The sequence below is a fragment of the Bacteroides sp. ET489 genome, assembly GCF_030518095.1.
Lineage (GTDB): Bacteria > Bacteroidota > Bacteroidia > Bacteroidales > Bacteroidaceae > Bacteroides > Bacteroides ndongoniae.
Genome location: NZ_JAULLJ010000023.1, coordinates 1 through 12,362, shown reverse-complemented (window position 1 = coordinate 12,362; position 12,362 = coordinate 1). Strand labels below are relative to the sequence as shown.

Annotated in this window: 10 protein-coding genes; 2 read left to right on the top strand and 8 right to left on the bottom strand. The window is 49.7% G+C overall.

Translation table 11 applies throughout. From position 1 onward, the window contains the following. Nucleotides 1-2: 2 nt before the first annotated feature. From Q3C19_RS12420 to Q3C19_RS12395, 6 genes are all read right to left on the bottom strand, one after another. Nucleotides 3-458 (bottom strand): hypothetical protein, encoded by a 456-nt coding sequence (locus Q3C19_RS12420; RefSeq protein ID WP_071148997.1) that lies wholly within the window; start codon nt 456-458, stop codon nt 3-5. Nucleotides 459-460: 2 nt separating this feature from the next. Continuing rightward, entirely contained in the window at nt 461-1,366 is a 906-nt protein-coding gene (locus Q3C19_RS12415; protein WP_277120590.1) for an electron transfer flavoprotein subunit beta/FixA family protein, read from the bottom strand. A 494-nt stretch (nt 1,367-1,860) separates the two neighbouring features. Next, the gene (locus Q3C19_RS12410; protein WP_302729678.1) at nt 1,861-2,502 is read right to left on the bottom strand and encodes an outer membrane beta-barrel protein; all 642 of its coding nucleotides are present in this window, start codon (nt 2,500-2,502) and stop codon (nt 1,861-1,863) included. Between the two features lie 16 nt (nt 2,503-2,518). After that, nucleotides 2,519-3,142 carry a DUF4136 domain-containing protein gene (locus tag Q3C19_RS12405; RefSeq protein ID WP_302729676.1) on the bottom strand — a complete coding sequence of 208 codons (624 nt, stop codon included), beginning with the start codon at nt 3,140-3,142 and terminating at the stop codon, nt 2,519-2,521. 85 nt (nt 3,143-3,227) lie between these two features. Further along, complete coding sequence (locus Q3C19_RS12400) at nt 3,228-3,785, bottom strand: DUF4251 domain-containing protein (protein ID WP_277120585.1); 558 nt, start codon at nt 3,783-3,785, stop codon at nt 3,228-3,230. Nucleotides 3,786-4,027: 242 nt separating this feature from the next. Continuing rightward, nucleotides 4,028-5,218: an aminopeptidase C gene (locus Q3C19_RS12395; protein ID WP_277120610.1), complete on the bottom strand. Its 1,191-nt coding sequence runs from the start codon at nt 5,216-5,218 to the stop codon at nt 4,028-4,030. Nucleotides 5,219-5,315: 97 nt separating this feature from the next. On the opposite strand from Q3C19_RS12395, the gene Q3C19_RS12390 reads away from it, so the two are divergent. Continuing rightward, nucleotides 5,316-6,170 (top strand): patatin family protein, encoded by an 855-nt coding sequence (locus tag Q3C19_RS12390; protein WP_277120584.1) that lies wholly within the window; start codon nt 5,316-5,318, stop codon nt 6,168-6,170. Nucleotides 6,171-6,427: 257 nt separating this feature from the next. Here Q3C19_RS12390 and nifJ read toward each other — a convergent pair whose 3' ends face one another. Together nifJ and Q3C19_RS12380 are read right to left on the bottom strand one after the other, a co-directional pair. Continuing rightward, the gene (gene nifJ / locus Q3C19_RS12385; RefSeq protein WP_302729673.1) at nt 6,428-9,985 is read right to left on the bottom strand and encodes a pyruvate:ferredoxin (flavodoxin) oxidoreductase; all 3,558 of its coding nucleotides are present in this window, start codon (nt 9,983-9,985) and stop codon (nt 6,428-6,430) included. Between the two features lie 78 nt (nt 9,986-10,063). After that, a complete protein-coding gene (locus tag Q3C19_RS12380) occupies nt 10,064-11,242 on the bottom strand; it encodes an ATP-binding protein (protein ID WP_022161790.1) in 1,179 nt (392 codons plus the stop codon). A gap of 126 nt (nt 11,243-11,368) precedes the next feature. On the opposite strand from Q3C19_RS12380, the gene Q3C19_RS12375 reads away from it, so the two are divergent. Further along, a partial coding sequence (locus Q3C19_RS12375; RefSeq protein WP_302729671.1) for a hypothetical protein occupies nt 11,369-12,362 on the top strand: 994 nt, incomplete at its 3' end.

The following is a 12,362-nucleotide window of genomic DNA, read 5'->3' as shown; positions in this document are numbered from 1 at the left end:
TGCTAAAATTCATCATCTTCGTAAAAAGTTTCAATACAATTGGGAATTCGGAAGTTATTAAAATCTAAATTTTTATTTAAATATCCATCCCAAAAACAAAATATGGGGAAGTAATCATCAAATGTGAATAACAAAGTACCACCTCTTTTAATTTGTTCAATTTCGCTATCTTTATCAAAACAATTTCCTATTTGGAATATATAAAAGTCATAACTAATGCCTTTAGAGCATTTCATAACTTTATTAAAGAAGTATTGTGTATTGAATAATATGTCATCAATTCTTTTACGTTCTTGTTTATCTTTGAATTTATATGCGAGATAAATTTCATTAGTAGAATAACTTTTGGGTAATTTTGTGTATAGTCCAACAAAACTATCAGATATTAATGGCGCTGGTGTCCTAAGAATTTTGGGAGCCATTATAAAAGTTGTCTTATTGAATTTTAAATTATCCATAGTTACCCAATCGTATGATTTGCAATCAGTTCTACAATCAGGTTTTCTACATCTGCGTCGCTGCCGGTCAGGGTCTTGCTCTCTTTGGCCTGGAAGACGATGTTTTCGATCTTCTTCACCTTGGTGGGCGAGCCGCTGAGGCCGCATTGCTTGGTGTCGCCGTTGACGTCGGCCACGCTCCACTCTGTGATGTTCAGGTAGGGGCGTTGTTCGTACAGGTAGGCGTAGGGCAATTCGGGCAGGGCGTTGGGGTTGCAATGAGTGGCTGTCAGGGCTGCTTTCTCCTGTCCACCCATGGCACGTTTGTACTTTTGTACCAGTTTGGCGTTGCGCGGACGGCAGGGAGCGGCGCTACCGTTTACGGTGAGCACGATGGGCAGCGGACCTTCTACGGTCTCCACGCCGCCGTCGATGTGGCGTTTCACGCGGATGCGTCCGTCTTTCACTTCCTCAATTTCTTCTACATACGTTATTTGTGGCAAGCCCAGCTTTTCGGCTACTTGCGGGCCTACCTGTGCTGTATCGCCGTCGATGGCCTGACGACCGCCGACGATGATGTCATACTCGCCGATTTTGCGGATGGCTGTGGCCAGGGCATACGATGTGGCCAGTGTGTCGGCACCGGCAAAGGCGCGGTCGGTCAGCAGATAACCGCCGTCGGCACCGCGGTAAAGTCCTTCACGAATGATTTCGGCTGCACGTCCCGGTCCCATGGTGAGCATGGTGACGGTCGATCCCGGGTGTGCGTCTTTCAGGCGGAGCGCCTGCTCCAGCGCATTGAGGTCTTCCGGATTGAAGATGGCCGGAAGGGCCGCACGGTTGATGGTACCGTCGGCGTTCATGGCATCCTTGCCCACACAGCGTGTGTCGGGCACTTGTTTTGCCAATACTACGATTTTCAAACTCATGATATTAAATAAATAATTAGTATAAGTATTTATCTTTTGTCGGAGCCAATGCCGGCAGGAGGGTTTGGGGCCTGTCCTGTCAGGATATGCAATTGGCTATCAGCTTGCAAATTTACTGAAAGTGTCGGGTTTGGCAAGAAATAGGAGCAGAAAATGCACAAAGCAGATGGAACTGAGCAATTTCTTTGGTTTCTTGTAGTACTCTGCTTGGTATATTTCCGGCGTTTGGCTTACGTCTTGGCTGCCGGGATGTATATCCCGGCGCGCGGGATGCACATTTCAGCACGCGGGATGTATATCTCGCGGCGCGAGATGAAACGAAGGTAAGGGGAAGGACATAGAAAGGCCACGCGTAAGTGCTACGTATGGTGGTAGTATGGGCAAGGCGGTACTGGCTTTGGATATGCAAAATGCCCGCCTTCCTCGTCAATAGGGGAAGTGCGGGCATTGCTTTAAAGGAATCTATTACTGGTTTAAAACAGTAGGACGGATGGTCAGAAGATGATACCGAGGCGGAATCCTGCGTTGTTCTGACCTTCGATGTCGCCGGTTAGTGTGGCCGTACGGTTGGTGGCATAGCTGTAGTAGCCGGCCAGGTGGAATCCCCAGTTCTTCTGCTTCGTGGGATAGATTTTCAGGCCGACTTCGGGCGAGGCATAGAAGCCCCATGCCTTGTCGTAGAGGCCGCGTGTGCCGAAGTAGGTAGTGTTGCGGGCAAACATGGCTCCCAGCTTGGCGCCTACATAGGGGCAGACTTGCGAGTGTGTGCAGAGTGCGTAGTTGATGGCGGCTCCGAAAGGCAACTGGAAGGCCGACCGTTGCTGGTCGGTCGTAAGGCTTTCGGTTGGCGAAAGTTGCAGTGTCTGTCGGCCGACGTATTGGTGATTGGTGTGAAACGATACGAAGGCACCCGCCGAAAGTCGGGGTGTGATGTCGTACAAGCCTTCGAAGTTCATTCCCCAGCCGCTTATCTTATCGGCAAAGTCGGTGTTCAGCGGGGCGTTCATCTGCCAGTCTACAATGAGGTGCGCCCTACGTTCGGGGTTGCATTGTGCGTTGGCTTGCTGGTTGATGCCCAGGATAAGGCAGGAAGCCAGCGTCAGGGTTTTCATCAGAGTTGTGATATATGTTTTCATTGTTTACCTCCGTTTCTTATTTGTTGGATTGGATATAGGGTGACTGTTCGAAAGCCTGTCCGATGGCATCGGTCATCAGCTGGATGTTGTACCAGGAGTTGTACTGGTAGCCCGAAGCGTTGGCGTACCAGATGACGGGCAGTTTGGCATTCTCGGTGCCATTGTCCGACAAGTCTATCATTTCCATCACCAGTGTGTTGGTGTCGTAGCTGTAGCTCACGGTGTAGGGGTAGTACCAGCCTCCCCACCAGGGACCCCAGTAGCCGTAGTCCCACCATCCGTTCCAGTAACCGCCGCTTACGACGTGGGTGGTCTGTTCGATGTACGACAGCTGTACGCCCAAGTCGGCCTCGTCTTTCTGTTCGGGATCGGTGATGCGTTGATATCCACGGCTGTTCATGGCGTTTTCGACGGCTTTAATCAGCTTTTGGGCGTTCTCGTCTTTCCAGTAGGTGGCACGGTAGGTCCCGGCTTCGAGAATACTGTCGGGCAGGAAGTAAGTTTGAAACTTGCCGAAGTCGGCTTCATTGTCATAGTCGGTATAGACCACCATATCACTGTCCAGTTGATTCATGTCCGGATCTTTTTCGCACGACATGATGGCAAATGCCATGCATGCCAATAACAAAATCTTTTTCATAATTTTCTGGTTTGGTTTATTAAAATGAAGGAAAGCGCTGTACGGTCAGGCTTTCCCGGATGTGTTTGTTTTGTCTCTTTCCGTATCAGAGGGAGCGGCCTTTGAATATGCTGCTTTTTTCCAGCGGGACGATGACGCCGCTCAGTGTCATGCGGTTGGAGTTGAAGTTGGGGGTGATGTTTACCGTAGCCTTGTTGTTGCCGTTGTAGAGGGTGATATCGACCCGTGCAGAGATGCCGGCACCGACCACGTTGAGGGTAAGCATCATGTTGCCCTTTTTGTCTGTCTTCAGGTCATAATCCGAGAAGCTGCCTTCTACGGTGACGCCTCCCAGTCCGTTAGGTCCGCTAACGGGAATGTTGAAGGCTACTTGTACGACGGCATGGTTGTCCTTGACGGATACGAAGTTGGTGTTGGAAGTCACATAGGCTGTTTGTCCGTATTTGAAGACTACTTTGTCTGCTTCCAGCGTAAAGGCCCGGTTGTTGAGGGCGCGTGCGGCTTCGGCAAATTGCAAACTGTCTATTTCGGCCTGTAGGGCTTTCTTTTCTTCACGGGTCAGTTCCCGGGTTTCTTCTTGTGCGGCTGCGCTTCCTGTCAGCATAAGCAGGAACAGCGTCAGCATGAATGTCAGTCTTTTCATTGTTCAATACATTGTTTAGTTTCGGCGAGGTGGCCATGGGGCGGTTTGTGGGTGCAGGCCCCATTCGGCTTCCCGCTTCTGATTATAGAAACAAATAACTCCCGTTTTTACTGCTTATGTTTTGATTAATAATGATTAAAGATGTGTTTATTTATCTTTCGTTTATACTTCCGGCTTCAGAAATAAAAAAAGGAGAGCTCGTTGACGGCTCTCCTTTTTGATTATGAGATTGGTTCAGGGGATTACTTGATTCCCAGTTTGGCTTTGATTTCGGCAGGTATAGCATCCTTGTGTACCAGGATGTTCATCGTCTTGTATGCCACGAAAGCTTTCGATGCATACCAGATGCCTTTGTACTTGCCGCTCAGTCCCCAGGAGTTCTTCACCATGAAGTACTCTTTTCCGTTCTGGTCCTTGGCAATGCCGTAGATCACCATGCCGTGGTCGTCGGTCGTTTCCCAGTTGTCGAAAGCAATCTGGCGCATTTCCTGAGTGACGTTGACCTCGGGCAGCGGTTTGCTGGTCAGTTCCTTGCGCTTGTCGGCAGCTGTCATGCCTGTCCAGCGTGCCATGTCCGAACCGGTCAGTTCGGCGCCGCGTGCAGCGTCGGGCATTACGGCAATACCGTCGCGGGTAAAGCCTTGTTCGCTGACGTCGCTACCCCAGGCAAAGGTGTATCCTGTGCGGATGGCGTTGTCCATAACGGCCATCAGTTCGTCAATCGGCAGGTTGTAGGACAGGCCGTTGCGCCAGTTGTCCTGGATTTCGATGGCAAACTGCGTGTAGAACGGATGGTGTGTATATGACGTCAACGATACATAGTCGTCCGGATTGATGCCTAAACTTTCGGCAAAGCTCTTCGGAGTGTATTGCTTGCCCTGATAAGTAAACGTTTCGGGGCATTTGCCTAAGTAAGTATCGTAAATGGCGCTGATGCCATTCTTCCAGACCGGAGTCAGCTTGCTGAACTTGCCTTTGCCGATGGCTTGTACGTAGGCGCCGGCTACGGCGTCGAGTTCGTTGTGTACGGGCAGCGAGTCGCCATACATGATGCCCGGCATGGCTTCCTGAGGTACAAGGCCGTAATTCTTCATGCAGTACATGATGTCGTAAAAGCTTCCGCCCGGCGAGAAGGAAGCATCGCCGTGATAGCGTACGTAGTTGACGGCACGGTCAACCATCGTATGGTGAACCACGAACATTTCAGACAGGTCGTACGTACCTTTGCCCAAACGCAACAGTTCGCTTTCGAGGAATCCGAGGCTGGAGAAGCTCCAGCATGTGCTCGAACGGTTCTGGTTCTTGATACTGGTGATGGGATTTTCTTTCACTGTGGTGAACACGAAACCCTCTTCTTTGGGTTCGGTCTTCTTCTTGGCCGACATGTCGAAGGCCACGAGAGCCAGTGCGGCAATGAGGATAGTTTTTTTCATCATGATTAATTTAGTTGGAATTTTCTGTTACCGGTGGCAAATATAGTGAGAATATCACTAACAAAAGCTATCTTTGACCGTTAATTCGATAGAAGATATGAAAACAACCATACAAATAGACCCTCATACCGGTCTGGTACTTGAAGGTGGAGGCATGCGAGGGGTGTTTACCTGCGGTGTGCTCGACAGCTTTATGGATCGGGGCATCCGTTTCCCGTATGTCATCGGAGTCAGTGCAGGAGCCTGTAACGGGCTTTCCTATATGTCGGGACAACGTGGAAGGGCCAGATTCAGCAACATCGAAATGCTGGAGAAATATCATTATATCGGCCTGAAGTATTTGTGGACCAAGCACAATATCATGGACTTTGACCTGTTGTTCCACGAATTTCCCGAACACATCGTTCCTTATGATTATCAGGCATATTTCGACAATCCGGCCCGCTACGTCATGGTGACAACCAATTGCCTGACGGGTGAGGCCTGCTATTTGGAGGAGAAGCACAGTAAGGAGAGGGTAGTGGACATTGCCCGGGCTTCGAGCAGTTTGCCTTTTGTCTGTCCTATTACGTGGGTGGACGGCATTCCGATGCTTGATGGCGGCATCGTGGACAGCATCCCGCTGGCACATGCACTGGCCGACGGGTGTACGAAGGCTGTGGTGGTGCTTACCCGTAACTATGGGTATCGCAAGAAGATCCAGGGTACGCGTGTCCCTTCTTTTATATATAGGAAATATCCGTTGTTGCGTCAGGCCATCAATCGCCGCAGTGTGGTTTACAACGAGCAGTTGGCATTGGCCGAACAGTTGGAAACGGAGGGTAAGGCAGTCGTTATCCGTCCGCAACAGCCAGTGCAGGTGGACCGCATTGAGCGTGACGTGAACAAACTCAAGGAGTTGTACGACGAGGGTTATCGCTGTGGAATGGAGTTGGATGTCCTTTATTCATAGCGCGTTATTGCCCAATTAGAATAGGACTGAATTCCCCGGTACAGATCCTATCATTTTTAAAGTGATGTGGGACAGAGGCTGCGGCAGGGAGAAAATAGTGCACCAGTTAGTGCACAGATAATGGATATTTTGCTGGTGTGACTTCTATTATATAGCAATCCCCTGCAAGGTCGTTGTGCCTTACAGGGGATTGTCTATATTATCAGAAAGAAGTGGGACACGTCTGGTCCCCTTCTTCCTTTTTCTGAGCATTTGGCTTATTCGGCTACTTCAGCTCCCCAGTTTTCGCGGGCCAGACGCTTGTAGCTGTTGTAACGCCACTTAGCGTTGTCCTCGGCTGCCTGGAAGAGTTGGTCAGCTTCTGCAGGATATTGCTTCATTACCGATGCGTAACGAACCTCACCCTTCAGGAAGTCTTTGAAGCCTTCCCATTCGGGCTCTTTGCTATCCAGCGTGAACGGGTTCTTGCCTTCAGCTTCCAAAGCCGGGTTGTAACGCCACAAGTGCCAGTAACCGCACTTAACAGCTTTTTCTTCCTCAGCCTGGCTCTTACCCATACCGGCTTTCAGACCGTGGTTGATACACGGAGCGTAAGCGATGATGAGTGACGGACCGGGATATGCTTCAGCTTCGCGCAGAGCCTTCAGAGTCTGAGCCTGATCGGCACCCATAGCGATCTGTGCTACGTAAACGTAACCGTAAGTAGTAGCCATCAGACCGAGGTCTTTCTTACGTACGCGCTTACCGGCTGCAGCAAACTTGGCAATAGCACCTACCGGAGTAGCCTTAGAAGACTGACCACCCGTGTTAGAGTAAACCTCTGTATCGAGTACGAGGATGTTAACGTCCTTACCGCTGGCGATAACGTGGTCGAGACCACCGTAACCGATATCGTAAGAAGCACCGTCGCCACCGATAATCCACTGGCTGCGTTTTACGATGTATTGTTTCAGGTTGTAGATACCTGCGCAAACCGGACATTTGTCTTTAGCAGCTTCCAACATCGGAACGATGCGTTCGTAGATGTCTTTCGTCTTGTCAGCATCCAAAGCGTTGTCCAACCATTCCTGGAAGATAGCTTTGTACTCAGCCGGAGTAGCTTCGTTTTCGATGCCTTCCTGCATCAGTTTGGCAATGCGGGCACGCATCTTTTCGTTGGCCAGTTCCATACCCAGACCGAATTCGCAGAAGTCTTCGAACAGAGAGTTAGCCCATGCCGGACCGTGACCCTTCTCGTTCTTGGTGTAAGGAGTAGAAGGAACAGAACCAGAGTAGATAGAAGAACATCCTGTAGCGTTGGCTACCATTTCGCGGTCGCCGAAGAGCTGAGAAATCAGTTTCACGTACGGAGTTTCGCCGCAACCCGAGCAAGCGCCTGAGAACTCGAACAACGGAGTAGCGAACTGAGAGTTCTTCACGTTGGCCTTGATGTCTACCAGGTGTTGTTTGGTCTTCACGTTTTCTACGCAGTAAGTCCAGTTGTCGGCTTCGGCCATCTGGCTTTCCAAGTGAACCATTGACAAGGCTTTGCCACCCTTCTTCGGATTGCCCGGACATACGTCAACACAGTTACCGCAACCCAGACAGTCGAGTACGTCAACCTGCATGCGGAATGTCATGTCGTCGAATACCTTACCAACAGCTTTCAGCTGAGTGAAGTTAGCACCCTTCTGCTCTTCAGCATCGAGGATGAACGGACGGATGGCAGCGTGAGGACAAACGTAAGCACACTTGTTACACTGGATACAGTTTTCGGCATTCCATGCAGGAACGAATGCGGCAACACCGCGTTTTTCGTACTTGGCAGTACCTTGTTCCCAAGTACCGTCTTCGATACCCTTGAATGCAGATACCGGCAGCAAGTCGCCGTCCTGAGCATTGATAGGACGAACTACTTCGTTGATGAAAGCAGGATCGTTGTTGGCAGCCTTTTCGTCGTCGGCCAGGTTAGCCCATGCCGGATCGATGGTCAGCTGCTTGTATTCGCCACCACGGTCAACGGCAGCATAGTTCTTGTTCACAACGTCTTCACCCTTCTTGCCATAAGACTTCACGATGAACTTCTTCATCTGTTCTACAGCCAGGTCAACGGGGATAACGCCTGTGATGCGGAAGAATGCAGACTGCAGGATAGTGTTGGTACGGTTGCCCAAACCGATTTCCTGTGCAATCTGAGTTGCGTTGATGTAGTAAACGGTGATGTTGTTCTGTGCGAAATATTTCTTCACCTTGTTCGGCAGGTTCTTTGCCAGTTCTTCACCTTCCCAGATGGTGTTGAGCAGGAACGAACCGTTCTTGCGCAGACCGCGGGTTACGTCGTACATGTGCAGGTAAGCCTGTACGTGGCAAGCTACGAAGTTAGGTGTATTAACCAAGTAAGTAGAGCGGATAGGAGTGTCACCGAAACGCAGGTGAGAGCAAGTGAAACCGCCTGACTTCTTAGAGTCGTAAGAGAAGTATGCCTGACAGTGCTTGTCGGTATTGTCACCGATAATCTTCACTGAGTTCTTGTTGGCACCTACTGTACCGTCGGCACCCAGACCGTAGAACTTAGCTTCGAACATGCCTTCGCCACCTACTGCGATTTCAGCTTCCTGAGGCAGAGAAGTGAAGGTAACGTCGTCTACGATACCGATAGTGAAGTGGTTCTTCGGAGTCGGCAATGACAGGTTGTCGTAAACGGCAAAGATTTGTGCCGGAGTGGTATCTTTCGAACCCAGACCGTAACGTCCGCCAACGATAAGCGGAGCATTTTCCTGTCCGTAGAAGCAGTCTTTAACATCCATATAAAGCGGTTCGCCGTTGGCACCCGGTTCCTTTGTACGGTCGAGTACGGCAATGCGTTTAGCTGTCTTAGGCACTGCAGCCAGGAAGTGTTTGGCAGAGAACGGACGGTAGAGGTGAACAGCTACCAAACCTACTTTCTCGCCTTTGGCGCGCAGATAGTCGATTACTTCGCGGATAGCTTCGGTTACCGAACCCATAGCGATGATAACGCGTTCTGCCTCAGGATCACCGTAGTAGTCGAACAGACCGTAGTTACGGCCAGTGATTTCGCTGATCTTCTTCATGTAGTCTTCTACGATAGCGGGAACAGCATCATAGAAGCTGTTGCATGATTCACGGTGTTGGAAGAAGTGGTCGGGGTTTTCAGCCATACCACGTGCTACCGGAGTCATAGGATTCATAGCGCGGCTACGGAATTCAGCCAAAGCTTCCTGATCGATCAGCGGAGCGAGGTCTTCGTTGTCCAGCTTCTCGATCTTCTGGATTTCGTGTGATGTACGGAAACCGTCGAAGAAGTTGATGAACGGAACGCGTGCCTTCAGTGTAGACAGGTGAGCAACACCGGCGAGGTCCATCACTTCCTGTACAGAACCTTCAGCCAGCATGGCGAATCCTGTCTGGCGGCAAGACATTACATCCTGATGGTCGCCGAAGATACACAGAGCGTGGCTGGCCAGTGTACGTGCAGATACGTGGAATACGCAGGGCAAGTTTTCACCGGCAATCTTGTACATATTGGGGATCATCAGCAACAGACCCTGAGAAGCAGTGTAGGTGGTAGTCAGCGCACCTGCCTGCAGTGAGCCGTGTACGGCACCGGCAGCACCGGCTTCCGACTGCATTTCCTGTACCAATACTGTTTCGCCGAAGATGTTTTTACGACCTGCGGCAGCCCATTCGTCTACGTGTTCAGCCATCGTAGATGACGGGGTGATGGGGTAGATGGCTGCTACCTCGGAGAACATGTACGAGATGTGTGCAGCGGCTTCGTTACCATCACAAGTGATGAATTTTTTCTGTTTAGTCATAACTAAATGAATTTTATAAAGTAAAAAATCGTTTTTTCTTCTGTTTGGAAGTATTTGTTTTTCTGGCCTATATACTTCTTAGTATAAGAATCCGAATAGCCAAAGCGGTATCTGGTTATTCCGTCCTATCTCTGCTTTGTGCAGGGCGTAGGTGATACCGGGGTTGTTCTTAATCTTCATACCTTCCGGGCATATCTTGAACGGCATGACCTCGTCTACCATAAACGAGACGTTCTTATCGCCTTTGTTCACCTTGTGGTCTTTCCACATGGTGTTTACAAAGAAGGTGTCGAGAACGTCCTGTTCTTCTACTTTCACCGGATAGATGGAGTACATCAGGTTGGGGTTGTGCATCATTATCTTCGATGGCTTTTTGGGGAATTCTTCTCCTTTCGGATAGACCATGTTGATAAGGCGCGCATCTGCCAGATATTTGATGTAATTCATCACCGTGGCACGCGATGTCTGTATGTCGTTTGCCAGTTGGCTGACGTTCGGAGCTTTCGGCCCGTCTACAGCCAGCAAATATAATAATTTTTTTATTTTAGAAAGATATTTCAGCTCGATTTGTTTGATAAGCAGGATGTCTACTTCCACCATCATGTTCATGGTCTTCAACAGATTCTCCGAGAAGTTGCGTTTTTCAAGGAAGAAAGGGTAGAATCCGTGGTGGATATAGTCCTGAAAATAATCCAGCGGGCGTACTTTCGATAAGATGCCTTTGGCTATCTGCTCGTGGCTGCTCAGGATTTCCTCCAGCGTATAAGCATGGAATTTCATTCCTGTCTGCAGGTTCAGGAATTCGCGGAAGGAGAATCCGCGCAGGTTGTAGCTTTTTACCACATCGCGCAGTTCAAGGTTCTCTTCTTTCAGTCGCATGACTGACGAACCGGTAAATACTATTTTCAGGTTGGGGAAGCGGTCGTAGCACATTCGCAGTTCCTGACTCCAGTCGGGGTGTTTGAACACCTGGTCAATCAACAGCACTTTTCCCCCACGACGTTGAAACTCGTAGGCAAAATCGACCAAGCTATGTCCCGAGAAGTAGAAGTTGTTCATGTTGATGAACAGGCAGGAACGGTCGGTGCCGAATTTTTCTTTGGCATATTGCAGCAGGAAAGTTGTTTTGCCTACGCCACGTGTGCCTTTGATACCGATGAGACGGTCGTTCCAGTCGATCTCGTCCATCAGGTCGCGGCGGACAGGGGCGTTGGTATGTTCTACCAGATAAGCGTGCGTACGATAAAATGCTTCCATGCTTTATATTCCATATTTATCAGGCGACAAAGATATAGCTTTTTTATAGATTTGCAAAGTGGAGATAGCAAAATATTGGAAATTAATTCTTATCTTTCCTCCCGGAAACAGCAGAAACAGGTGTATATGGAACTCTATCTTTTCAATCCCGATGCCGACATGGCGCTTGCAGACAACGGCGGACATTACATTGCTCCGGCTTCCGTACGTCGTATGACTGCGGATTTGGCTTGGCTACCTTTGTGGTATGCCGCACCGGGAAGCGGTGTGCTGATGTCGGAAGAGGCAGAATATGATTTTGCCGGGCAGATGCGACAATATTTCCCGTTGGATGTGATGCTGGTAGTATGGAATCAGTTGCCGGAAGTTTCACCTGCAAGCTTATATCCCTGGGGATGGAATGTTTCTTTGCGCCGTTCTTTACTGAAAGCTGGAGTGTGCGAAGACGCATTGCCGACGGTGGAAAGTCTGAACCGGTTGCGGGCTTTAGCGGGACGCGATGTAGCATTGCGTATTCTGCAAGCCTTGGCAGGATTGCCTTTTTGTTGTGGTAGTGGTGTGGTTCTGTTGGATGTACAGGCGTGTAGCGATTACGCCCGCAGGCTGGGTAGTTGTGTGTTCAAGACTCCTTGGTCGGGCAGTGGAAAGGGATTGCTGTGGTGTCGCAGTGGTTTTACGGAGGTGATGTCCAGCCGGTGTGCACGCATTATTCGTGAGCAGGGATTTCTGACAGGGTTTCCTATATATAATAAGGTATTGGACTTTGCGTTGGAATATCAGTCCGACGGGCAGGGAAATGTGGCCTTTATCGGTTATTCACTGTTCGATACAGATGAACGAGGTGCTTATTCGGGGAATAGGCTGTTGTCCAATGAGGCAATCGAACAACAGATTCTGCATTTTCTTCCTTTGGCGGCCTGGCAGCAGATATGTATCTGTCTACAGCAAGAACTTACCAGTTGTTATGGTTGGGCATACAAAGGCTTCTTGGGAGTAGATATGATGATTTGCAGGGTGGGGGATGAGGAGAATGGTGAATATCGTGTTTTTCCTTGTGTGGAGGTAAACCTGCGTATGAACATGGGAGTGGTGGCCCGTCTCTTCTTCGATCGTTTTATGT